Source organism: Thioclava sp. GXIMD2076 (genome assembly GCF_037949795.1).
Taxonomy (GTDB): domain Bacteria; phylum Pseudomonadota; class Alphaproteobacteria; order Rhodobacterales; family Rhodobacteraceae; genus Thioclava; species Thioclava kandeliae.
In genome coordinates, this window is record NZ_CP149933.1 from 15,764 (window position 1) to 40,045 (window position 24,282).

Here is a 24,282-nt window from a genome sequence, read left to right on the forward strand (position 1 = left end):
GCTGCCACCCGCCTCACGGGTGGCAGCCTTTGTGTCAGAAGCGCGTCGTCAGGCCGATCTTGTAAAGGCGGCCATTCTCGCGGTAGCTCGTCTCGTCGGAGGGTTGCTGGTCGAAGAGGTTGTCCACCCCCAGACGCAGGTTGGTCTGGTCGTTGAGGCGGTAGTTCATCGCCACATCCACCAGATAATAGGGGTCCGAATTCTGACCGCTGGGTACGGCACGGGCCTCTTCCGAGCTCAGGTCGTCGGCATCCTGATAATTGGCCTGTTTTCCGACATAGGTGAGCGTGCCCGAGAGGTTCAGCCGGTCGTTGACCGTCCAGTCGAGCCCTGTGGTGATGTTCCATTTGGGGGTCGTGGCCATCGGGAAGGTCACATCCTTCAGCGCATCATAGGTATAGGTGTATTCCGATTTTGCCAGATAAGTGAAGGTATTGGTCCATTTCAGCCCGTCCTGCACCTGCCATGTCAGCCCGCCCTCGACACCTGCGGTCTTGCCGCTGTCGAGATTGGTGCGCTCGTAGATCGTATAGCCGGTATCGGGATCGGTCTCGCCGGTCTGGCGTGCGCCGATCATATTGTCGACATTATTATAGAAGGCGGTCAGCTCCCAGCTGACGGTCCGGCCCTGCGCATTGATCCCGATCTCGTAATTCTGTGATGTCTCGGGCTCCAGATCCTCGTTGCCATAGATGACGCAGGGGCCGGCATAGGGTTTGCACCCGTTGCCGCGCGAGCTCATCTTGTAATTGGGGTCGAGGCTGCGCAGATCGGGGGCGACGAAGGCCTCGGAGTAGCCTGCCTTCAGCATCATGCCATGGCCCAGATCGTAATTGGCATAGAGGCGCGGCGACAGATGCTCGCCGAATTCCTCGTGATGGTCGAGCCGTGCGCCCCCCGTCACACTGAGGCGGTCTGTCAGGGTCAGGCGACCCTCGCCGTAAAGCGCCGCCGTGGTTGCCGAGCCGTCGAGCACCGTGCCGCTGGTGGTCTGCGGATCATTCAGCTCCTCGCGCATCACCGTGCCGCCCAGCGTATATTCCAGCCCTACCGAGCCCAGCTGCGTGAAGGAGGTATAGCGCGTCTCGAAGGAGGTGGTGTCATACTCGATCGGATCTTCCCAGGCCAGCGCATCGCTGTCCCAGCTCTCGTTGCTGGCATGTTCATAGCGCAGATAGCTCGACAGGGTGCCTTGCCCCAGCGTCCACTCATTGGTCAGCCCGATGCTGTCCTTTTTCACATGGTTGGTGTCATGCGCGCCTTCGGAGGCGAGATATTTATCGGTGGAGCCGGAATATTCGAGCCCCCACTCCATCGTATCGGACGGCGTCCAGCTTAGACGGGTGCCGAAATTACGCACCTTGGAGCCGTCGCTGCCATAAGCGGTCGCCGCCTCGCCATCGCTATCGGTATAGGTGAACGGATCGGGCGCATCCTGCTCGGAGATCTTGCTCCAGGCCGAAAACGACAGGGTATCGGTGATCGCGCCGCTGACATAGCCGGTGATCTGGCGGTTATCGCCGGTGGTGCTGTGGTCACCAAAGCCGAAATCGGCCGAGACCGAACCGGAGAGGGTTTTGGTCGGCTTCTTGGTGATGATATTGATGACACCGCCCATCGCATCCGAGCCGTAGACGGTCGACATCGGGCCGCGCACCACCTCGATCCGCTCGATCGCGTCGGTGGGGATGTCGCCCAGATCGCCCTGATAGTGGCGGGCGAAGCTCTTGCTGGCATTGATGCGCTTGCCATCGACGAGGATGAGCGTCCGGCTGGAGGACAGCCCGCGGAAGGAGACTTTGTTGGTGCCGTCATTCGAGCGGCTCAGATTGAGGCCGGGCACCTCGCGCAGCACCTCGGTCAGCTCGCGCGCGCCCTTGGCCTCGATATCCTCGGCGCCGATGACGGTGACCGAGGCGGGGGCGTCCTGCAGCGTGGTGGTGAGGGTCGAGGCGGTGACCATGATCGGGTCGAGCGTGACATCCGTCTCGAGGGTCTCGTCCTGCGCATGGGCAAGATGGGGCAGGACCGCGACAGAAGAGGCGAGAAGCGTCCTTACGGTCAGCCGCCCGAGGTGTCGGGGCGAGGTGAGGGACAGGCGCGTAGGCATGAGGGGTCTCCCGGGAAAGTGATTTTCCGTTGGGTATCCATCACGCGGATCTTATTCAAAGTGTTTTTGTCGGGTATTATGCGGATCGCGTCTGCCTGACGTGATCCGGTTCGGGACGGCGCTGGATATGTGGCTATAATGCAACGAATGGGCCTCGTCTTGCGAGAGTTTGCCGGCAGGCTCCGGGTGTCGATAAAGACCTGCTCTGACGGATTTCCGTAAAATACGCACGTGTTTTAGGCAGTTACTCGCCGGGGCCGCCGGGGTGGATCTCGACCGGAGGGTGCAGCGCTTGCGATGGAGAAGGGGCGGGCCTACCAATGATGTATCGCGTGATCTTCCGGCGCGGCGTTACCTGTGGGGGGCAGGCCAGAAGCAACATGACATCCGAAAGCGTCCTTCCCGAACTGAGTATCATCGTGCCGGTCTTCAACGTGGACCGCTATCTGCCCGATTGCCTCGATAGCCTTGCGGCGCTGAACGATGTGGCGGTCGAATTCATTCTGGTCGATGACGGGTCAACGGATGGCTCGCGTGAAAGATGCGAGGCGCGCGTGCGCGATGATCCACGTTTCCGGCTGTTGCAAGCAGCGCGTGTCGGACCGGGAGAGGCGCGCAACATCGGGATCAGAGGGGCGCGCGGGGCGCATATCGGTTTTCTGGATGGGGATGATCTTGTCGTGCCGGAGGCCTATCTTGCGGCCCTCCGGCAGGTGCAGGCAAGCGGGTCCGATTTCGTCACCTGCGCGTTCCGGCGCCTGCGGGGCGGAGGGGTGCTGCGCAAGAGCCGGCTGAGCCGTGGTCATGCGGTCAGCAGAAGCGGAGTCCGTCCGGAGGACCGACCGGACCTGGTCTTTGCCAGTGTCTTCTGGAACAAGATTTTCCGGCGGGATTTCTTCGAGAAAGCCTGCTATCCGATCCCTGACGGGATCTTCGAGGATATTCTGCCCAATCTGCGCGCTTTCTGCATGTCGGAGCAGATTGATGTTTGCGCGCAGGTGGCCGTGTTGTGGCGGGTGCGCGAGGATAAGTCTTCCTTCACGCAGAAGCAGGGATCGCGGCGCAATATAGCGGCACGGCTTGCCGTTCTGGCGAAGTGTCTGGCATTCCTCGACATTCAGCCGCAGGGCTACCGGACGGCTTTCCAGCATAAGGTGATCGCGCATGATGCGCAGATTTTGTTGAAAGCTCTGGCCGCGGTCGAGGAGACCGGGCTGCGTCTGGTCGCAAGAAAGGTGTTCGTCGATCTCCTCGCGCTCGGGCCGGCGGACGAAACGGAGACGCTGGTAGGAATACAGGCCTTCATCAACGCCACATTGCCCGAACCACCTTCCGAAGAACCGCCGGAGGATATGATTCCACTGGAGGAATATTCGCTGGTGTTCCGCCCGAGAAAGGCCACCGCGATCTCCGCTCGTACGGCCATAAAAATCGCATCCAGAGGCACCACCGAGCGTTTCGTCGGGGATTTTTCCAGCCTGCATATCCACCATCTGGATGCCGGACGACGCGAGGTCTTCTGGTGCGACGTGCCGGAAGACGCGCCTTTGATGGAGGAGCCATTCTATTATCAGGGACTCCGGAAACTCGGATCCGCAGGCTATGCCATGTCCTTCGATAATATCGGCCCGTGGCAGCGGCCTTTGCGTGCCCGACCGGTGGTGATGGCGTCCATCGGGCGCTGCGGCTCGACCTTGCTGTCGAAACTCACCAAGGGGATGGGGCTTGCGACATGGTCGGAGCCCGACAGTTTCACCAATCTGGCCGTTACACCGGAGTTGCGCGCCGAACCTGCGCTCTATCAGGGGCTTATGCGGTTGGGGCTCAATGTGCTGGCCGATCAGGCGGCGCAGACAGGCCAGTCGCAGTTCGTGGTGAAACTGCGCGCGCAGGCGACGCCCGTCTGCGAGGATATGGCGGCGCATCACCGCGATACGCTGGTCTTTTTCGTCGTGCGCGAGCCGGTGGCATGGGCGCTCTCCTATCACAGGCTTTGGGGCGCGGCGCCGGAGGTTCTGGCAAAGACCCTCTCGGACCAGCTCGGCTATATCCGTGCCGCGCAGGCGCGCGGGCTCGAGGTGACGGTGATCGATTACGACCGGCTGGTGGCTGCGCCGCATGAGACGGTCGGTGCGATTTGCGCCACGCTGGGAGTGCCCGCTCTGACGCCCGAACGGATCGGGGCGATTTTCGGTGTGGATGCACAGAAGGATACGCCGGTGTCACGCAGCTCCGGCACCGCTCCTGCCGACGGGTTTGCCGAAGCTTTCGTTGAAGCGCTCCGGCAGCGCGCGCCTGATCTCGCCGAGATGGGGCCTGCCGGCTGGCTGGCGCAGGGGGGCTGAGGGGAGCCTGAGAGGACGCGAAAAGGGGAGGCCCCGATCAGGCCCCTCCCGTAGTAGCGGATGTCCGGAACGCGCGTCTCAGCCTTGCGTCTTGCGCTCGCACAGCCCGAGGATCTGGTAGAGCACAAGCGCGGCCAGCGTTGCGGTGCCGATACCGCCGATGGCAAAATTGCCGAAGCTCAGCGAGAAATCCCCCGAGCCGAAGACCAGCGTCACACCGACGGTAAAGAGGTTGCGGGGCTTGGAGAAATCGACCTTGTTGTCAACGAAGAGCCGCAGCATCGCTGCCGCGATCAGTCCGAAGACCGCCACCGACAACCCGCCCAGCACGGGGGCTGGAATAGTTTGCAAGAGCGCGCCGAATTTTGGCGAGAAGCCCAGAAGAATCGCCACACAAGCCGCGATGATGAAGGTCAGCGTGGAGAATACGCGGGTCACGGCCATCACGCCCATATTCTCGACATATGTGGTCACGCCCGTGCCGCCGCCCGCGCCCGAGACCATCGTGGCCAGACCGTCGCCCAGGAACCCGCGACCCACATAGCGGTCCATATCCTGACCGGTCATCGCGCCGATAGCTTTGATATGGCCCAGATTCTCGGCCACGAGGATCAGGGCCACAGGCGCGATCAGCACCATCGCACCGGTTTCAAAACGCGGCGTCTGGAAGGCGGGCATCCCCAACCACGGGGCGGCGGAGAGTTGCGTGAAATCGATCGCGGGCATCAGGCCCATGCCATTGCCCAGGACCAGCACCGCGACATAGCCCGCCGCGATGCCGATCAGGATCGAGACGCGGCGCAGTGCGACCGGCGCATAGACCGAAACCAGCGCCACCGCCAACAGCGTAAGGAGTGCGATGGTGGTATGCAGCCCCCCGCCCTCGATGCCTTTGACGCCCACAGGCGCGAGGTTCAGCCCGATGGCTGCGCCGATCGCCCCTGTCACCGCAGGCGGCATGAGTTTCTCGACCCATCCGGTGCCCGCGGCCATGACGACCAAGCCGATCAGCGCGTAAAGCGCGCCGCAGGCGATGATGCCCCCCAGAGCCGCACCGATATCGGCATTGGGGCCCGTGCCCGCATAGCCGGTGATCGCGATCACCACGGCGATGAAGGAAAAGCTCGACCCCAGATAGGAGGGCACACGCCCCGCTGTGCAGAGGAAGAAGATCAGCGTGCCTATGCCCGAGAACAGGATCGCGAGGTTCGGGTCGAACCCCATCAGGAGCGGCCCCAGAATGGTCGAGCCCGACATGGCCACCAGATGCTGGATACCCATCGGCACGGCGGCGCGCATCGGCAGGCGCTCATCGGGCATGACCGTGTCAGAGGTGGTCAGCCTCCATCTGGGAAAATAAGACATCGTCTTCCGCTCCTTAACGTAATCTCGGCCCGAACGGGCTGATGCGCTTTAGCACTCTGATGTTCAGAGGGCAGCCTCCAATTGGCCGATCCAGCCGATCAGCTCGTCGGAATGGGTCACATCGGCGTATTTCTGGCCCATGTCGAAGAGGTTCGCGTCATGCGGGCCTTGCGCGCGGTCGGCGCAGGCATCGGCGGCCACCAGCGTATTGAAACCCGATTGCACCGAATCCACCACAGTCGCGCGCACGCAACCGGAGGTGGTCGCGCCACAGACGATGACCGTATCGACACCCGCGCCCGCCAGAAGTGCTGCCAGCGTGGAGCCGAAGAAGGAGGAGGCGCCTTTCTTGGTAACGATCGCATCTTCGGGCCGGATGCCGGTGGCGGCATCGATCTCGACGAGGCGCGAGCCCTCAATGAGCGCGGCCATGCCTTGCGCCTTTTTCAGCCATGGCAGCTTGTCCAGCTCCCCCTTGTGATAGGCGATGGTCGTGAAGATCACCGGAAAGCCCTTGGCGCGGGCTACATCGCAGAGCCGCTTGGTTGCGGCCATCTGGGAGGCGGCATCCGAGGCCGTGGGATATTGCAGGTCGGTGAAACCATAGGAGAAATCGACGACGACCACAGCAGGCTTCGTGCCGCGCGGCACCGGATTGCCGAAGCCTGCAGCGGTATAGGTCTGGTCTTGGGACATTTGAATGCCTCGGAAAGCAGGAAGAAAAGAGGCCCCGCAGGAGAAGAGCGGGGCCAGTCGGGGGAAAATCAGTTGCGCTCCATCGCGATCTCTTTGACGACGATATCGCCGTCAATCACCACAGGCTCGTCATCAAGGAACAAGGAACAGCCGCGCATCGGGATATCCAGATGGCAGGCCGTGTCATTGGGCCCGCCCAGTTCGTTATTCGGGCCGGTCGAGAACATGACATTGCCATAGAAGGCGCGCGGCTCCATGCCCATCCCGCCCGGGAAAGCACCGGGCTGGAGGTTGTGCCATTTGGCATTGGGGTTCATCCCCCAGCCGACATGGCTCATGCCCATGCCGCGCGGGTCGTTGAAATCGCTCATATAGGATTTAACCAGCTCGGCATCGAGACCGCCACGGATATCGGTGATCCAGCCCTTCTCGATCGTATAGGTGATCGGTTCGCGCACATAGACATTCTGCGGCAGGAGGATATCGCCCGGTGCCACGACAATGGTGCCGTCGACGCCATCATCATCGCCCCCCGTGAACACAAAGCCCGAGGGCCAGTGGTCCCAGCGACCCGGCTCATCGGTGCAGGCATATTCGGTGACCGCCGGATAGGTATTGAGCTTATAGGTCACATCGGTGCCATGCGGGGAGGTGATGCGCATGACTTTGGCTTTATCGACCATTTCACCGGCAATAGTGACTTTCTCGCGGATCTCCTGCGTGGGTAGCATGCGCGCCAGCAGCTCGGGCGGCTCGACCGCCGTAAGGATTCGGGTGCCCGCGGCCTGAATGGCGAATTGCTCGGGCGAGAACAGCAGGAAGATGCAGTCGATCAGCATATCGCAGTTCTTGAGCGCCTCGACCGCCTCGGGCATCGCCGCAAGACCGGTCTGGCCCACTGCCCAATTGCCCACAACGGGCGGCGCGGGCAGGCGCATGTGATACATCTTCGCGCCAAGGATACGGCCAGCGGCCATGAAGGCATCGGCATAATCTAGGCGTTCATTGCCCTGGGTCAGCACGATCAGCCGCTCGTCGGATTGCACGCCCGACATTTTCAGCTGGTGGAGGCAGATTTCGGTAAAGCTCTGATGGTCCATGATATGTCCTGTCTTAGGCGTTGAAATCCATGACCGCGTCGAGGAAGCCGTCGAGGCTGTCCCACGGGATCATATGGCCGGCATCGGGCACGATGCGTTGTTCGATGGCGGGGTTCAGATCTGCCACCTCGGCCTGATCGGCCGCATCCACCACACTCGCGCCGCCGGCAATCACCAGACGCGCGGGTTTGGTGATTTTGGGGATGTCCTGATGGATGTCATCGGTGTGGAAGCCGTCGAAGGCCTGACGGATCGCGCCCCAGTTGCAGGTATGCAGCCACTCGGCACGCAGGGCCAGCTGCTCGTCGGTCCATGTCGCGCAGTAGGCGCGCATATCCTCGGCCGAACAGCCCTTGGCCGCCATTACGATGCTGTCGCCATACCACGGCCATTTCGAGGGATAGGCGCGGCGCATCGGGCCGGACATCGGCGGATCGATCAGCAGGAAGCCCGAAAACGCCTGCGGGTCAATGGCATTGGCGCGGATCGCCACACGGGCCCCCATCGAATGGCCCATGATGATCGGGTCATTCATGGTCTTGGCTACCGCAATCGCATCCTTGGCCATCGCATCAAGCGTGTAATCCAGATCGCCGGTCTCCGAGAGGCCGCGACCGCGCACATCGAGCACATGCACCTCGTATTTCCCGGCCAGACGTTCGGCCACGAAATCCCAGGTGATCGCGGGAGAGGTGATCCCCGGCACCAGAAGCAGCTGTTTCGCGCCCGCAGGCCCATCATGGCGGATCAGGTGCTGGCGGATGCCATTCGCGTGGATGTTATAGCCAAAGCCCATGTGGGTCTCCTTATCTCCGGCGCGGGTGCCCGCAGCGGGGCGCCCATAAGTTCAGTAAGCGTCCGTTTCAGGACGCGCTGGACGGCAGTGCACCGCCACGCGGGTCTCGTGGCCGAGCACCTTCAACATGGTCCATGAGGTCGCGATGCCTTCCTTATCCATATGAATTCTTCATCTGATGAATAACTAAAAACATCATTTGCATACATATGAATTAGGAGCTGATGGAGTTTCGGGCGGAATTTATGCGTAAATCGGGCAAGGCGCCTAATTAACGGGCGCCCTCAGGCCGGCGGAGAGGAAGGACACGAGCGCGCGCAGCGTGTGGCTATCATCCGTTCGTGCGCCACCATCCTCGATCAGATCGCTGAGTCGGCCCAGATCGTTGAGGATAAAGAGATAGGCGCCCACCAGAAAGGCCATGCGGGTTGCCAGAACGCTACGCGGCAGATCGGGCAGGCAGGCAGAGAGTGCGGCGATATAGCGTTTGAGCGACGGGTCATAGACCTCGCGACGCAATTCCAGCGCATGGGCTTCGGGCTCGGCATGGATGCGGGCCTGCAGTTGGAGAAAGGCCTGACCGTTCGGGCCGCTATGCTTCATATCCCATTGCGGTTGCAGATAGGCCTCGACAAGGGTCTCGACGGTCGGGCCCTGCGCAAGACAGGCCTCCAGCAGCGCTATGCGGCGGTGCGAAAGCACACCTCCACGACGGGTGAAGACCGCATCGAACAGATCCTGTTTCGAGCCGAAATAATAGCGCAGGAGCGCCTGATCCACACCGGCCCGCTGCGCGATCTCGCGCAGTCCGGTGCCTGCATATCCCTGCGCCGCAAAGGCCAGTTCGGCCTGATCGAGGATGTTCCCGCGCAGCCCCGCGCCACCGCCCATCTCCGGCGGGCCGGCCTTCGGGCGTCCTCTCCTGCGGGGCGGCTGGGGCATAGGTCAGCTGATCCGCGACAGAAGGTTCAAGAGCATCGCGGATTCGGCGGCGTTGAGCGGCGCCAGCGTATCGGCGGTGATCTGTTTCATGACCGGCAGGGTCTGTTGCAGCAATGCGCGCCCCTCTTCGGTTGTGCTCAGATTGTAGCGCCGCTTGTCGACCTGATCCTTTTCGCTTTTGATCAGGCCGCGTGCCTGCAACCGCGTGACAACGCCTTTGGTTGTGGCGGCATCCATCGCCACAAGACGTCCCAGCGCGTTCTGCGAGACCGGTCCCGGTTCCATCGCCAGACGGTAGAGCGTGGAGAACTGCATGGAGGTCAGCCCGCCCGGATTGTGCTCGGAGAAGATCGTCATATGGCGTTGATAGGCTTTGCGTAGCGCGAAGCCCACCTGCTCGTCCAGCTTGTAGTCTTGGTCTTCTTCGAGTGGGGGCATCGCGCGATCCTGAGCGGAAAAGTCGTTGTTAGGGATACAATCCAATGAATTTCCCGCTGATGCAATGCGTTACCGGCGCGGGTTCTGAATTTGCAAGCTGGCGAAGCCGGAGCGAGGCTTTTAGGCCGGCCTGCGCCAACATATTTATTGTGCAGATTGCGGGCAGTTTGCTGTTGGTATGCCTATAAAACACCCATTCCTTACAGGGGTCGTGGGGAAAGCCACATCTGTCCCCTATATTTGTTTGTATGCACTCAAAACTTGCGTTTGCGTCAGGGGATCGAACCAGGAAGGTCTCCCCATGTCTACCGCACAGTCCACACTCACGCGGTTCCGTCTCAACGGAGCGCCCGTCAGTATCGAAGCCGGTCCGAAGGATCTGCTTCTGGACGTGTTACGCGATGTCTTCCGGCTTCGCGGGCCGAAATATGGCTGTGGTCGTGCGCAATGCGGGGCCTGTTCGGTGCTGGTCGATGGCAAGATCGCGCGGGCCTGTGTGTTGCGGGCGGCACGGGTGGACGGGGCCGAGGTGACCACGCTCGAAGGGTTGGCCGAGGGTGACCGGCTGCATCCGGTCCAGCAGGCTTTCGTGGAAAAACAGGGCGCCCAATGCGGCTATTGCCTGAACGGGATGGTGATGACGGCTTGTGCGCTTCTGGCGCAGGAGCCCGCACCTGACCGTGCCCGCATCCGCGAGGCGCTGCGCGATAATATCTGCCGCTGCGGGACCCATCAGGAAATCATCGAGTCGGTCGAGCAGGCCGCGCGGCTGATGGCCGACGCGCGGGAGGTGTCCCATGGCTGAGGATATGGCACTGCTGGACGTGCAGACACAGGGCATCGGCCAGATCTCGGTCTTCGAGGATCGCGCCGAGGGCCGGATCACTCATGTCATGATCACCGCCGATGGCCATGCCTGCGGGTTCAACGGCCATGTCGATCTGGGCACCGGTATCGAGACGGCGCTTGCGCAGATCATGGCCGAGGAGCTGGATCTGTCGATGTCGCAGGTGCGCATCGTGCTGGGGGATACCGCGACAACCCCCAATCAAGGTCCGACGATCGCCTCGGAGACGATTCAGGTCGCGGCATGGCCGCTGCGCCGCGCGGCGGCCCAGCTGCGCCAGTTTCTGGCAGGCGAGGGCGCACGTCAGCTGAATGCGCCCGTGGCCGAGGTGGTCACCCGTGACGGCGCCGTGATCTGGGGCGACCGGTCGATCTCTTATGCCCGGATCGTCGCGGGGCGCGACACGGTGATGCGGCTCGACCCCGAGATCCCCGTCAAGGCGCCCTCGGAATACCGGCTGGTGGGCCAGCCCGTGCGGCGGCGCGATCTACCGCAAAAAGTGCGGGGCGATTTTACCTATATTCAGGATTTCAAGCTGGCGGGGATGGTGCATGGCCATGTCATCCGCCCGCCCTATGCGGGGCGCGATAGCGGCGAGTTTGTGGGCCGCAGCCTGATCTCCTATGACGAGGCGGCCATCGCGGGCCACGCCGGTTTTATCGCCGTGGTGCGGCAGGGCGATTTTCTGGCCGTTGTGGCCGAGACCGCGCCGCAGGCGAAGGATCTGGCCGAGGCGCTGCCGGTGCGCTGGCGCGCGCCGCCCGTTGGTCCGCAGACAGGTGATCTGGCCAGTGCGCTGAAAGAGGCGCCGTCCACGCCGCGGCGGCTGGACGAGAGCGGCGATTTCAGCAAGGGGCTTGCCGAGAGCGACAGGAGCTTCAGCCGCCGCTATGTCTGGCCCTACCATCTGCACGGGTCCATGGGGCCATCCTGTGCCGTGGCCGACTGGAATGACGGAAAGCCAATTATCTGGTCGGGCACCCAGAACCCGCATATGCTGCAGGGCGATCTGGGGGTTCTGACAGGGCTCGACCCCGCCACTATCGAGATCCGCCGTTTGCAGGCGGCGGGCTGCTATGGCCGCAACTGTGCCGATGATGTCTGTGGCGATGCGTTATTACTGGCGCGCGCCTTGGGGCGGCCGGTGCGGGTGCAGCTGACCCGTGCGCAGGAACATATGTGGGAGCCGCGCGGTGCGGCGCAGCTGATGGAGGTCGAGGGTGGCTTGAAGGCGGGCAGCCTGCATGCCTATGCGCTCGATACATGGTATCCCTCCAATCGCGGCCCGAATCTCTCGCTGCTGTTGACGGGGATGATCACCCCCGAGCCGCGCCCCTCCGATATGGGCGACCGGACCATCATCCCGCCCTATGAGGTGCCCAACAAGCGGATCACAGTGCATGACATGGCGCCGCTGGTGCGCGCGGCATGGATGCGCGGTGTCTCGGCGCTGCCCAATACCTTCGCCCATGAATCCTTCATGGACGAGATGGCCTATGAGGCGGGCGAGGATCCTGTCGCGTTCCGCCTGCGCCATCTGGAGGATCCGCGCGCCCGCAGCCTGATCCAGCGCACCGCCGAGGAGGCGGGCTGGGAGCCTAAACAGGGGCCGCAGCTGCGCCGCGAGGGGCGCATGGCCTATGGGCGCGGCTTTGCCTATGCCGCCTATGTGCATGGCACTTTCCCCGGCACGGCGGCGGCCTCGGCGGTCTGGGTCTGTGATGTGGCGGTAGACGTGGTCACTGGCGAGGTGACGCTGTCGCGGGTGCTGGTGGGCCAGGATCAGGGGCTGGTCATCAACCCCGAGGGCGTGAAGGCGCAGATCCATGGGAATGTGATGCAGACCACCAGCCGCGTGCTGCAGGAGGAGGTCTCTTTCGAGGCCATAGCCCCCGTGCCGCAAAGCTGGGCCAATTATCCGATGCAGAGTTTCGACAAGCTGCCCGAGGTGCGCTCGGTGCTGATCGAGCGGCCCGAGGATCCGGCATTGGGGGTGGGCGAAAGCGCCGCCGTTCCGGCCGCCGCTGCCATCGCCAACGCGATTTTCGACGCAACCGGCCTGCGTCTGCGCGAGGCGCCCTTTACCCCCGATCGCGTGCGTGCGGGGCTGGAGGCCCTGCCGCAGGGCCAGCGCGAGCTGCTGGGGCTCGCGGCCCCTGCCGCAAGACCGCAGCCTCCGGTCAGACGTTTTGCCAAGATCGGGGCCACGCTTGCAGCCTCGGTGGCGGGGGTGATGACGCTCGGGGCCGTGGCGATGCCGATGGCCCGCGCCATCCCGCCGCAGGCGGCACCGCCTGCCTCGTCCTTCTCCGAAGATCTCATCGCGCAAGGCGCGCAGGTCTTTGCGGCGGGCGATTGTGCGGTCTGTCATACGGCGGAAGGGGGGCTGCCCAATACCGGCGGCCGCGCCATGGAGACGCCCTTTGGCACGGTCTATACCACCAATCTGACCCCTGATCCCGAGACGGGGCTGGGCAACTGGTCCTTTGCCGCCTTTGACCGTGCGATGCGCAAGGGCATCTCGCGCGAGGGGCATAACCTCTATCCTGCCTTCCCCTATACGGCCTTCGCCAAGATCACGCCTGACGATATGTTCGCGCTTTACGCCTATCTGCAGACGCTACCGGCGCAGAAGGCAGAGGTGCCCAAGGCGCAGATGCTGGCACCGGTCAACCTGCGCCCTGTCAATGCGGTCTGGAACGCGCTCTATCTGGACCCCGCGCCGTTCAAAGCCGATCCGGCGCAGTCCGCGGACTGGAACCGCGGGAAATATCTGGTGGAGGGGGCGGGCCATTGCTCGGCCTGCCACAGCCCGCGCGATCTGTTGGGGGGCGAGGCCAAGGGCACCAAGGCGCTGAGCGGCGCCGAGGTGGATGGCTGGTATGCCCCGCCTCTTGCGGGTGCGAACCGCGGCTGGGACGAGGCGAGCCTTTACGCCTATCTGCGGGGCGGCCATGCGGCGGGGCTGGCGAGCGCCTCGGGTCCGATGGGCGAGGTGGTGGAGAGCCTGACCGCGCTGCCCGATACCGACATCAAAGCCATGGCGACATATCTGGCCGATATTGCGGGGCCGGCAAGGCCTGCGCCCGATATGAAGGCCCAACTGGCGCCCGAGATGGCCGCAGGCCCGTCGGCTGTGCTCTTCCGCTCGGCCTGTGCCAGCTGCCACACACCCGGTCTTGAAGGCGGGCTGACCGCGGCGCAGGTGGATCTGTCGCACTCGATGGCGATCCGCGCGCCTTCGCGCAAGCCGCTGGAAACCGTGATCCATGGCGGGATCGAGGCACCGCTGTCATTGCCGCTGCGCGATATGCCCGCCTTCGGGGGCGAGCTGTCCACAGAGCAGATCACCGGACTTGCCGATTATCTGCGCGCGCGGTTTGCACCCAATCTCGCGCCATGGACACCCTGAGCCGCATGTCGCGGAAATATGTTTGTATAATAACGATCAACTTTGGATCATCTGTCGCCAGATCTGCCCGTAAAATATGCAATAGCTCCGGTATAAAATCATATGGCTCAGAAACCAGTTTAATTTGATGACTTACAAATATTGTTTGTGCACAAACATAAATAGAAAACACAGTTGAGGATTTCACCATGAGCACCACCGAACAGATCGACATTGCCGTCATCGGTGCGGGCCTCGGCGGGGCAGCCGCTGCAGCGCTTCTGGATAATGCGGGGTTCACCGCCCATTGCTTCGAGCAGGCGCCCGAATTCACCCGTCTCGGTGCGGGTATCCATATCGGCCCCAATGTCATGAAGATCTTCCGCCAGATCGGGCTGGAGGACACGCTTGCCAAGATCGGCTCGCATCCCTCGCACTGGTTCTCGCGCGACGGGAATACGGGCGAATATCTCTCGGAGATCCCGCTGGGCGACTATGCGCTGAAGGAATATGGCGCGCCCTATATCACCATCCACCGCGGCGACATGCATGCCGTGCAGATCGAGGCGCTGGACCAGAGCCGCGTGCATTTCGACCACCGTCTGGAGGATCTCGAGGAACGTGACGATCATGTTCTTCTGACCTTCGCCAACGGTAAAAAGGTCGAGGCTAAGCTGGTGATCGGGGCCGACGGGATCAACTCCAAGATCCGCGAGCGACTGCTGGGCGTCGAGAAGCCGCGTTTCTCGGGCTGGGTCGGGCATCGGGCGCTGGTCAATATGGACAAACTGCGCGCGACGGGTCTGGAATACGAGCGCTGCGTGAAATGGTGGTGGGAGCATTCGCGCCATATCATGGCCTATGCTACCAAGAACGACGGTTCAGAATATTACTATGTGACCGGCGTTCCGGTCGATGCCTGGGAACACGAGACCTCCTTCGTCGATAGCTCGCGCGAGGAGATGGAGGCGATCTTCGGCGGTTCGCACAAGATGGTGCAGGGGCTGATCGACGCAACCGAGACGGTGACCAAATGGCCGTTCTGGAACCGCGACCCGATGGGCCTGTGGTCGCGCGGGCGTCTGGTGATGCTGGGCGATGCGTGCCATCCGATGCGCCCGCATATGGCGCAGGGCGCGTGCATGGCGATCGAAGATGCCGCCGTGCTGACGCGCTGTCTGGTCGAGACCGGCACCGAGGATTACGCGACCGCGTTCAAGCTTTACGAAAATACCCGCAAGGAACGCGCCACCAAGGTGCAGACCATCTCCAATGCCAATACATGGTTGAAAAACCCCGAAGATCCGGCATGGGTATATGCCTATGACCCGCTAACGGTCGAACTGGGCTGAACACTGGCGGGGCCGGAGGGAGTGGCCCCGCTGACATAACAAACAACAGGGAAACAGATGTCACGCAAAACAGCTCTGGTGCTGATGGCACTGGTGGTATTGGCCTGCTACGCGGTGCCATATCTCATAATCGGACAGGTCGCTGCATGGTATGGCAGCTTCCTCTTCTGGATAGTGGCGGGTCTGGCCGTCATCGTGCTGAACGCGGTCGCGACGGCGGGCTTTGGCAAGGAGGATGCGCAATGACGCTTTCTCTCGTGATCTGGGGCATCGTGATCTATATCGCGCTGTCTTGTGTGGTGGCCTATCTCTCGCGCGGTGGCGCCGAGGAGGGCAGTGCGACCATGTCGGGCTATTTCCTGGGCGGGCGCCATATGGGTGGGCTTGTATCGGCGCTCAGCTATTCGGCGACGACCTATTCGGCCTTCATGATGGTGGGGCTTGCGGGCCTGACCTATAAGGGCGGCGTCGGCGCATTGGGCTTCGAGATCGTCTATTTCGCGGGTGTGTCGCTGGTGGCGATCTTCGGGCCGCGCTTCTGGCGCGCGGGCAAGAAATACGATTTCGTGACGCCTTCCGAGATGCTGGGGAAGCGCTATGGCTCGCGCTGGGTGGCCGTGGCCGCAGGGCTGACCAGCCTGATCTTCCTGATCCCCTATTCGGCGGTGCAGCTCTCGGGTGTGGGGTATCTGCTGTCGGGCATGACCGGTGGCGGGATCAGTTTTGGTGTGGGCATCGTGATCGCGACCGTGCTGGCGATCTTCTTCTCCTATGTCGCGGGTATCCGTTCCGTCATGTGGACCGATAGCCTGCAGGCGCTGGTGATGATCGTGGCCTCCGTTCTGGTCGGTGCCATCGTGGTCTCCAAGCTGGGTGGGTTCGGCGAGATGTTCGCCACCATTTCCGAGCGCAAGCCTTCGATGCTGCAGGTGCCGGGGCCGGGCCTCTTCTCCTTCCAGACCTTCCTTGGCCTGACCATTCCGTGGTTCTTCTTCTCGATCTCCAACCCGCAGGTCAGCCAGCGGCTCTTCATGCCCGAATCCATGGGCGCGCTGCGTCGTATGTTGCTGATCTTCCTGTGCTTCGGTCTGATCTATACGGTCGTATCGGTGATCTGGGGCTTCTCGGCCTTCGTCGCCTTCCCCGATCTGGAAAAGCCCGATCTCGCGACGGCCACACTGCTGTCGTCGGAGTATGTGCCGCCGGTTTTGGGCGTGGTGGTGATGGTGGGCATTCTGGCGGCGGCCGTTTCGACCATCGACTCGATCCTGCTGACGCTGTCCTCGGTCTTTGCCCGCGATGTCTATGGCAATCTGTCGGGCAAGGCAGATGATGCGCAGCAGCTGAAGATCGGCAAATTCGTCATCCCCGTGATCTCGATCCTCGCGCTGATCTTCTCCTCGCTCCAGATCTCGATGATCTCGATCCTGTCAGTTGCGGCTTCCGTCGGCTTGATCGTGGTCGTGCCCGCCATCATCGGCGCCTTCTTCTGGAAGCGCGGAACGGCGGCAGGGGCGCTCGTCTCCATCGTCGGCGGCGTGATCTTTGTCCTGTGGATGTATCTGTCGGGCAATTCGCTCTTCGGGCTGAATGCGGGCATCCTCAGCCTGCCGGTCGCGGCGCTCCTCTTTGTGGGGGTCAGCCTTGTCACCAAGCGCGCCGCAGGAGAGGCGATCGACGGTTTCGTCGATGAGGCTCCGGCGTCGATGGCCACCGCGCGCGCGGTCGCGGGCGAATAACCCCGCCCCTCGTTGGTAACCAGTGATGGCCGCCCTCCGCAAAAGGGGGCGGCCTTTTTCATTTTGGCTATCCGGTCTATGGACGCATCCAGCGCACAGAACCGGGCCTGTCTTCGCGGCAGCCGCATGGCCGGATGCGTCACGCGCGCTATACTCTGCCCGAACAAGGATCGAGGACCAAGATGAAGCAGATGAGCATAAAGGCCCCGGGCGGGCTCGACAGACTGGTGCTGGCCGAGGTGCCCGAGCCCCGCGCCCCGCAGGCGGGCGAGATCACCGTGCGGCTGCATGCCACATCGCTGAACTTCCACGATTATCGCGTTTGCTCGGCGGAAAACGGGGCCGCGGACGGGCGTGTTCCGATGGCTGACGGTGCGGGTGTGGTCTTGGCCGTGGGTGAAGGCGTGCAAGAATATGCAGTGGGCGATCATGTGGTGGCCTGTTTCTTCCCCGACTGGCAGGATGGTGTGGCGCGGCCTTCGGATTTCTCGCGCGTGCCGGGTGACGGGATCGATGGCTATGCCCGCGAGGCGGTGACGCGTCCGGCTAACTGGTTCACCCCCGCGCCAAAGGGCTGGAGCCACGCGCAGGCCGCCACCATCACGACCGCCGGTCTGACGGCATGGCGGGCGCTGGTGGTCGATGGCGGGCTGAAGGCAGGCGATACGGTGGCCGTGCTGGGCACGGGTGGTGTCTCGATCTATGCGCTGCAGCTGGCGAAGGCGATGGGGGCCACGGTTCTCGCGACCACCTCGTCGGAGGCGAAGATGGCGCAGCTGAAGGAACTGGGCGCCGATCATGTGATCAATTACCGCAAGACGCCGGACTGGGGCGCGGAGATGGTGCGCCTGACGGGCGGGCGCGGGGTCGATCTGGTGGTCGAGGTCGGCGGTCCGGCGACGCTTGCACAATCTATCGCGGCGGGCCGCGCGGGAGCGCATCTTGCCCTGATCGGTGTGCTGACGGGCATTAGCGGCGAGATCCCGACCGCCACCCTCATGCGCAAACAGCAGCGCCTTCAGGGGCTGATCGTCGGCTCCCGCCAGCATCAGCTCGATTTCGTGAAGGCGCTTGAGGCACTGGACATCACGCCGGTCATCGACCGGACCTTCCCGCTGGAAGAGCTGGCAAATGCCTTCCGCCATCAGGAAAGCGGGGCACATTTCGGCAAGATCTGCGTGACGCTCTCGCCCGAAAGCTGATCCTGCAGGCGCGCTCCCGTCAGGGTGCGCGCCTTAGAGGCGGTAATCCGTGCCCTTGCCCTGGATCGAGCGCAAATGGGCGTCCCATTCAAGGGGCAGATCACCGTCCTCCTCCAGCATCTGCACGGTCTGCTGATAGACGCGATCGGCCATCGCATCATCGATGAGGCGCAACGGGCGCCCCGACGAGGTGGCCGCGATCTGGATCTCGCAGGCGCGCTCGAGATAGAACATGTTGGAGAACATCTCGGCGGCCGAGCGCCCCGTAGCGATCAGCCCGTGATTGCGCAGCACCAGAACCGGATGGGTGCCGAAATCCTGCACGATCCGCTCACGTTCCGCCAGATCCAGCGCAATGCCCTCGAAATCATGATAGGCGATACGGTTGTGGAATTGCAGCGAGATCTGGTTGAGCGGCATCAGCCCCTCTTCCATGCAGGACACCGCGACGCCTGCGCGGGTATGGGTATGCATGATCCATGCGGCATCATGGCGGTTCATATGCACCGCCGAATGGATGGTGAACCCCGCCGGATTGACCCGGTGCGGGCTGCCATCGACCTTGTTGCCCTCGGTGTCGATCTTCACCAGCGAGGAGGCGGTGATCTCTTCCCAGAGCCAGCCATAGGGGTTGATCAGGAAATGCCCCTCCTCGCCCGGCACACGGGCGGTGATATGGGTATAGATATGGTCAGTCAGCCGGTGCTTGGCGGCCAGCCGGTAACAGGCGGCCAGATCCTCGCGGGTCTTTTTCTCTTCGGGGGACATGTCGGGCACTCCTTAATCTCTTTGGCCAACCGCACCGCCAGCGCCGGGTGCAGGGATTGTCATATGCGCCTGTGCGAGCGCGGCAAGTTTTTGCGCCACCGCCGCGCAGGGCGGGCAGGCGCGGCGGGTGGTCAGATCGGTATGGAGCAGCAATGTCTCGATCGTGGCTGCAAGCGCGCCGCTTTCACCATAGACCCGGTGGAACAGCTTCATCTTCTTGCCCTCGCCCTCAAGCACCTGTGTCGTGACCTCCAGCCGCTCGCCGCGTTTCGTCTCGGCCAGATAGCGGATGCGTGTATCGACGGTAAAAAAGCTCTTTCCCGCGGCCACATATCCGGCATCGGCGCCGATCAGCTGCATCAGCGCGTCAGTGGCCCAAGTGCCCAGCTCCAGATACGCGGCCTCGTTCATATGGCCGTTGTAATCGGTCCATGTTACCGGCACCGAGCGGCAGGCCGTGACCGGAAGCCCGTCCCTTTCGCCCAGAGGCGGCAGGCTCGCCTCATGCGCCAGCACCACGCCCCCCGCGCCGCTGCCGCTCAGGCGCAGCCCGCGCAGAATGGCCACCAGATTATCGTCGCGCAGGCGCTCCAGTTCGCGGATGCTCCTATGGCCCGATTGCGCTTCGGATTGGGCGCTGATCTTTTTGACAAGCGCCGCGTCGAGATCGGGGACATCGGTGAGCTTTGACCATGGCCAATGCAGCGAGGGGCCGAATTGCGCGAAATAGCTTTCCATCCCCGCCTCGCCGCCCGCAATCCGGTAGGTCTCGAACAGCCCCATCTGGGCGTAACGCAGCCCGAACCCCATGCGGATCGCCTCGTCGATCTCGGCGGTCGTGGCGATCCCGTCCTTGAGCATCCACAGCGCCTCGCGCCAGACCGCTTCCTGAAGGCGGTTGCCGATGAACGCATCGATTTCTACGTTGAGATCGAGCGGATACATCCCGATGGCCTCAATCACGGGGCGGGCCTTGTCGCGCAGGGTTGCCTGCCCCGACAGTTCGACAAGTGGCAGAAGGTATACGGGATTGAACGGATGCACCACAACCACCGGCGCGCCTTTGGCCGCCAGATCGGAGGCTTTGAAGCCGGAGGTCGAAGAGGCGATGAAGCCCCTTTCGGGCAGGGCCTCCGCGATCTCGGCATAGACCTTATGTTTCAGATCGATCCGTTCTGAGACGCTCTCCTGCACCCAATCCGCGTCCGCCACGGCTTCGGCGATGGACGGCGCAAAGCTCAAACGCCCCTCGGGAGGCAGCGCGCGGTCATAGATCGCGGGCAGCGCAGCGCGGGCATTGGCCAGCACCTCCGCGATCTTGCGCTCGGCCTCAGGGTCGGGGTCAAAGAGAGCCACATCCCAGCCGTTGAGCAAGAACCGCGCCGCCCAGCCGCCGCCAATGACGCCACCACCAATGATCGCGGCCTTCATGCGGGCACCGGCATATCGCGTTTGACCAGACCAAGCTGGGCGCGGACCTCGTCAGGCCCCATCAGCGAGGCTCCCATCGTGCTTAGCAGGTTGGCGGCTTTCTCGACAAGCTGCGCATTCGTGGCCATCACGCCGCGCTCGAGATAGAGGTTATCCTCGAGCCCCACGCGCACATTGCCGCCCGCCAGCGCCGCTGCCGCCACATAGGGCATCTGGTCGCGGCCAAGGCTGAAGGCCGACCAAGTCCAGTTCGAGGGAACATTATTGACCATCGCCATGAAGGTATTGAGATCATTGGGCGCGCCCCACGGCACCCCCATGCAGAGCTGCACCAGTGCCGGATCGTCCAGAACGCCTTCCTTTACCAGTTGCTTGGCAAACCACAGATGGCCGGTATCAAAAGCCTCGATCTCGGGCTTGACGCCCAGATCGGTCATCTGCCGGCCCATGGCGCGCAGCATATTGGTGGTATTGGTCATGACATAGTCGCCATCGCCGAAATTCATCGAGCCGCAATCAAGCGTGCAGATCTCGGGCAGGCAGTCGCGGATATGGGCCATGCGTTCGGTCGCGCCCGTCATATCGGTTTCGGCCTGATTGAGCGCCAGCGGGTCCTCGACGGGACCGAAGGTCAGATCGCCGCCCGTGCCTGCGGTCAGGTTCAGCACCACATCGGTCTCAGACGAACGGATCCGGTCAGTGAGTTCGCGGAAATAGGCGCGGTCGCGGCAGGGCGCGCCGGTTTCGGGGTCGCGCACATGGCAATGCACGATCGCGGCGCCCGCTTTCGCGGCTTCGATGGCAGCGTCCGCGATCTCGCGGGCCGAGCGTGGCACAAGGCGGCTTTTGTCCTGCGTGGCACCGGCGCCGGTGATGGCGGCGGTCAGAAACAGCTTGCGGTTCATCTCTAGCGGCATGGGATCTCCTTACCGGCCCTTCCAGACCGGATCGCGTTTTTCGGCAAAGGCGCGCGCGCCCTCTTTCTGGTCTTCCGAGCGGTAGAGCTTTTCCACCGTCTCGAACTGGCTGGCGTTGATGCGGTTGAGCGCATCCTGAAACTTCATATTCTCCGCTTCGCGGGCGATTTCCTTGATCGCGGCGAAAACGAGGGGCGGGCCTGCGGCCAGCTCGTCGGCCATTCGGCGCGCCTCTTCCATCAGCTGGGCGGCAGGCAGGATGCGGTTGATCAGCCCCCACCGATGCGCCTCCTCGGCGTCGAACCAGCGGCCCGTAAAGAGAAGCTCCATCGCGATATGATAGGGGATGCGCTTGGGCAGCTTCAGCGTTGCCGCATCGGCCACGGTCCCCGAATGGATCTCGGGCAGAGCGAAGGTCGCATGATCGGCGGCAAGGATGATATCGGCGCTGATTGCCAGCTCCAGCCCACCGCCACACGCGATGCCGTTTACGGCGGCGATCACCGGCTTGTTGAGCCCGCGCAGCTCTTGCAGGCCACCAAAGCCACCCTTGCCATAATCTCCGTCCGCCGCCTCGCCGCCTGCCGCCGCCTTCAGATCCCAGCCCGGGCAGAAGAACTTCTCGCCCTGTGCGGTTAGGATCGCCACCCGCAATTCGGGATCATCGCGGAATTCGGTGAAGATCTCGCCCAGCTCGCGCGAGGTTGCCATGTCGATCGCATTGGCCTTGGGGCGGTTGAGGGTCACCTCGAGCACCGCACCACGGCGCTCGGTCAACACATTCGATTGGGTCATGCGTGGTCTTCCATTCTGATAAGTGCATCCGCCGCAATCGCCCCCGAGGGGCCGCACATCAGCGGATTGATTTCGATTTCATGCAGGCTGTCGGCATGGGCTTGCACCAGCCCCTGCAGGGCCATTACGGCATCAAGCACCGCCTCGCGATCGGCGGCAGGCCGTCCACGATAGCCCGATAACAGCGCGCCGGTGCGCAATGAGCCGAGTGCCTCGGCGACATCCGCGCGGCATGCGGGGACCAGAAGCGAGGCGGTGTCGCGGATCAGTTCGGTCAGGATGCCTCCCAGACCCAGAGTCAGCACATAGCCATGCGCGGGGTCCCGGATCACGCCCACGATCAGTTCGGCCACCGTTCCGGTGACCATTTCCTCGACCAAGAAGCTTTGGGCAGGCATGGCATTGGCAGCCGCGTAAACGGCCTCGGCGCTTCCAAGTCCCAGCACCACTGCGCCAGCCTCGGTTTTATGGGCGATGCCTTCCCCCTTCAGCACCACCGGAAAGCCGATCGCGCTCGCATGTTCGGCTGCGGCCTGTGGTGTGGGCGCGCGGAAGGCTTTGGGCACGTGCAATCCCGCGCGGGCCAGGACCCCCTTGGCCTCGGCCTCGGAGAAAACCCTCGCTGTGCCTTGGCCATTGAGTGGCAGTGTCACCGGATCTGGCCGGCTATTGGCGCGCTCGCTTCCCATCGAGGCGGCCTTTATCGCGGCCAGTGCATCGCTCATTCCGCAAAGCGGCACGATCCCCAATTCGATGGCCTCCTGCGCCACGCTCTCGGGCAGCCCTTCTGCCATGAGCGAGACAAGCGCCATCGGCGTGCCGGTGGCGGCTTTGGTGGCGGCGACGGCCCGCAGGACCTGATCGTAATCTGGTGCCTCGAAACGGTCGGTGCGCGGATAATCCACCACCACGCAGCCAAGTCCGAGTTCGGCCTCGGCGGGGCAGAGCGCGGTAAAGGTCGCCTCGAGCGCGGTCTCATCTCCCCAGATATAGGTGTTATAATCCAATGGGTTGGCGAGCGCCACCTTGGGGCCGAGCGCCTCGCGCAGGCGGGCCTTCTGGCCCTCTGTCAGGGCGGGATAAACAATGCCGGCACCTTCGCCCATATCGGCCATGAGCGATGCCTCGCCGCCCGAACAGGACGCAGAGGCAATCCGGGCCGAGGACAGCCCGCCCGTTACATGCAGGATCTTGAGGGTCTCAACCAGCTCTGTCGGGCTTTCAACCTGCGCAATCCCGAGACGTTTGAAGAGCGCCCGCGCGCCCGCGTCCGATCCGGTGAGGGATGCGGTATGGGACACCGCCGCCGCCTGCGCCTGTTCCGATGTCCCGACCCTGAGAGCCACGATCGGCTTCCCCAGAAGGGCCGCATGCTCGGCCAGCGCCTCGAAGGCGGGCAGGTCACCGATCCCTTCGATATGCAGCCCTAACGCGGTGATACGGGGATCATCCAGAAGCGCCATACCCAGATCGGACATCGAGGTCTGCGCCTGATTGCCTGCGGCCGCCACCACCGCCAGCGGCAGACCACGACGCTGCATGGTGAGATTTATCAGCACGTTGGAGGACTGACCAATCACCGCCACACCGCTTTCGAGCGCGGTCATGCCATGGCGGTCGGGCCAGAGGGCCATGCGGTCCAGGGCATTGACCACGCCGTAGCAATTGGGGCCGAGAACCCGCATGGCTCCTGCTGCCTCGACCAGCTGCGCCTGCAAGTCGGCCCCGTCGGCCAGCTCGGAGACCGCCTCGCTGAACCCTGCGGCAAAGCAGACCGCGCCGCCACAGCCCATCTGCGCCAGCTCGCGCACCACCTCGACCGTCAGCATACGGTTGACGCCGATGAAAGCGGCATCGGGCCGACCCGGAAGCGCTGCCAGATCGGGATAGGTCGGCAGGCCCCCCATCCTGTCTTTCTTGGGGTGGACGGGCCAGATCTCTCCGGTAAATCCGGTTGCGCGGCATTGACGGATGACGGCTTCACACCAGATCCCGCCGCCGATTATGGCGATGGAGGTCGGGGAAAAGAGACGGCTGAGCGGCTGCAT

Annotated in this window: 19 protein-coding genes; 7 read left to right on the forward strand and 12 right to left on the reverse strand. The window is 63.2% G+C overall.

The window, feature by feature from the left end; translation table 11 throughout:
• Window positions 1–34: 34 nt before the first annotated feature.
• A complete protein-coding gene (locus WDB91_RS14025) occupies window positions 35–2,110 on the reverse strand; it encodes a TonB-dependent receptor (protein WP_339114816.1) in 2,076 nt (691 codons plus the stop codon).
• Window positions 2,111–2,490: 380 nt separating this feature from the next.
• Here WDB91_RS14025 and WDB91_RS14030 point away from each other — a divergent pair, with 380 nt between their 5' ends.
• Complete coding sequence (locus tag WDB91_RS14030) at window positions 2,491–4,455, forward strand: glycosyltransferase (RefSeq protein WP_339114817.1); 1,965 nt, start codon at window positions 2,491–2,493, stop codon at window positions 4,453–4,455.
• Between the two features lie 78 nt (window positions 4,456–4,533).
• On the opposite strand, the gene WDB91_RS14035 is transcribed toward WDB91_RS14030, so the two are convergent.
• From WDB91_RS14035 to WDB91_RS14060, 6 genes are all read right to left on the reverse strand, one after another.
• Window positions 4,534–5,820: a uracil-xanthine permease family protein gene (locus WDB91_RS14035; RefSeq protein WP_339114818.1), complete on the reverse strand. Its 1,287-nt coding sequence runs from the start codon at window positions 5,818–5,820 to the stop codon at window positions 4,534–4,536.
• Window positions 5,821–5,883: 63 nt separating this feature from the next.
• Window positions 5,884–6,516, reverse strand: coding sequence for an isochorismatase family protein (locus WDB91_RS14040; protein ID WP_339114819.1), 633 nt, complete (start codon window positions 6,514–6,516; stop codon window positions 5,884–5,886).
• Window positions 6,517–6,584: 68 nt separating this feature from the next.
• Window positions 6,585–7,616, reverse strand: a complete 1,032-nt coding sequence (locus WDB91_RS14045) for a leucyl aminopeptidase (RefSeq protein WP_339114820.1) — start codon at window positions 7,614–7,616, stop codon at window positions 6,585–6,587.
• A gap of 13 nt (window positions 7,617–7,629) precedes the next feature.
• Complete coding sequence (locus tag WDB91_RS14050) at window positions 7,630–8,412, reverse strand: alpha/beta hydrolase (protein ID WP_339114821.1); 783 nt, start codon at window positions 8,410–8,412, stop codon at window positions 7,630–7,632.
• A gap of 267 nt (window positions 8,413–8,679) precedes the next feature.
• Complete coding sequence (locus WDB91_RS14055; protein ID WP_339114822.1) at window positions 8,680–9,354, reverse strand: TetR/AcrR family transcriptional regulator; 675 nt, start codon at window positions 9,352–9,354, stop codon at window positions 8,680–8,682.
• A 3-nt stretch (window positions 9,355–9,357) separates the two neighbouring features.
• Window positions 9,358–9,792: a MarR family transcriptional regulator gene (locus WDB91_RS14060; protein WP_339114823.1), complete on the reverse strand. Its 435-nt coding sequence runs from the start codon at window positions 9,790–9,792 to the stop codon at window positions 9,358–9,360.
• A 301-nt stretch (window positions 9,793–10,093) separates the two neighbouring features.
• Here WDB91_RS14060 and WDB91_RS14065 point away from each other — a divergent pair, with 301 nt between their 5' ends.
• The 6 genes from WDB91_RS14065 (at window position 10,094) to WDB91_RS14090 (ending at window position 18,323) form a co-directional block, all read left to right on the forward strand.
• Complete coding sequence (locus WDB91_RS14065; RefSeq protein ID WP_339114824.1) at window positions 10,094–10,597, forward strand: (2Fe-2S)-binding protein; 504 nt, start codon at window positions 10,094–10,096, stop codon at window positions 10,595–10,597.
• Window positions 10,590–14,051, forward strand: coding sequence for a molybdopterin cofactor-binding domain-containing protein (locus WDB91_RS14070; RefSeq protein ID WP_339114825.1), 3,462 nt, complete (start codon window positions 10,590–10,592; stop codon window positions 14,049–14,051). Before WDB91_RS14065 ends, WDB91_RS14070 begins: the two co-directional genes overlap by 8 nt.
• Before the next feature lie 188 nt (window positions 14,052–14,239).
• Window positions 14,240–15,382 carry an FAD-dependent monooxygenase gene (locus WDB91_RS14075; RefSeq protein WP_339114826.1) on the forward strand — a complete coding sequence of 381 codons (1,143 nt, stop codon included), beginning with the start codon at window positions 14,240–14,242 and terminating at the stop codon, window positions 15,380–15,382.
• A gap of 57 nt (window positions 15,383–15,439) precedes the next feature.
• Window positions 15,440–15,628 (forward strand): hypothetical protein, encoded by a 189-nt coding sequence (locus WDB91_RS14080; protein ID WP_339114827.1) that lies wholly within the window; start codon window positions 15,440–15,442, stop codon window positions 15,626–15,628.
• Window positions 15,625–17,121: a sodium:solute symporter family protein gene (locus tag WDB91_RS14085; RefSeq protein WP_339114828.1), complete on the forward strand. Its 1,497-nt coding sequence runs from the start codon at window positions 15,625–15,627 to the stop codon at window positions 17,119–17,121. Before WDB91_RS14080 ends, WDB91_RS14085 begins: the two co-directional genes overlap by 4 nt.
• Before the next feature lie 182 nt (window positions 17,122–17,303).
• Window positions 17,304–18,323, forward strand: coding sequence for an NAD(P)-dependent alcohol dehydrogenase (locus WDB91_RS14090; RefSeq protein WP_339114829.1), 1,020 nt, complete (start codon window positions 17,304–17,306; stop codon window positions 18,321–18,323).
• A gap of 33 nt (window positions 18,324–18,356) precedes the next feature.
• Here WDB91_RS14090 and WDB91_RS14095 read toward each other — a convergent pair whose 3' ends face one another.
• The 5 genes from WDB91_RS14095 to WDB91_RS14115 are packed head-to-tail and all read right to left on the reverse strand — an operon-like array spanning window position 18,357 to window position 24,282.
• Window positions 18,357–19,091: a class II aldolase/adducin family protein gene (locus WDB91_RS14095; protein WP_339114830.1), complete on the reverse strand. Its 735-nt coding sequence runs from the start codon at window positions 19,089–19,091 to the stop codon at window positions 18,357–18,359.
• A 12-nt stretch (window positions 19,092–19,103) separates the two neighbouring features.
• Complete coding sequence (locus WDB91_RS14100) at window positions 19,104–20,522, reverse strand: carnitine 3-dehydrogenase (protein ID WP_339114831.1); 1,419 nt, start codon at window positions 20,520–20,522, stop codon at window positions 19,104–19,106.
• The gene (locus WDB91_RS14105) at window positions 20,519–21,439 is read right to left on the reverse strand and encodes a 3-keto-5-aminohexanoate cleavage protein (RefSeq protein WP_339114832.1); all 921 of its coding nucleotides are present in this window, start codon (window positions 21,437–21,439) and stop codon (window positions 20,519–20,521) included. Before WDB91_RS14105 ends, WDB91_RS14100 begins: the two co-directional genes overlap by 4 nt.
• Window positions 21,440–21,448: 9 nt before the next feature.
• Window positions 21,449–22,234 carry a carnitinyl-CoA dehydratase gene (locus WDB91_RS14110; protein ID WP_339114833.1) on the reverse strand — a complete coding sequence of 262 codons (786 nt, stop codon included), beginning with the start codon at window positions 22,232–22,234 and terminating at the stop codon, window positions 21,449–21,451.
• Complete coding sequence (locus tag WDB91_RS14115; RefSeq protein ID WP_339114834.1) at window positions 22,231–24,282, reverse strand: acetate--CoA ligase family protein; 2,052 nt, start codon at window positions 24,280–24,282, stop codon at window positions 22,231–22,233. The genes WDB91_RS14110 and WDB91_RS14115 overlap by 4 nt, the downstream gene beginning before the upstream one ends.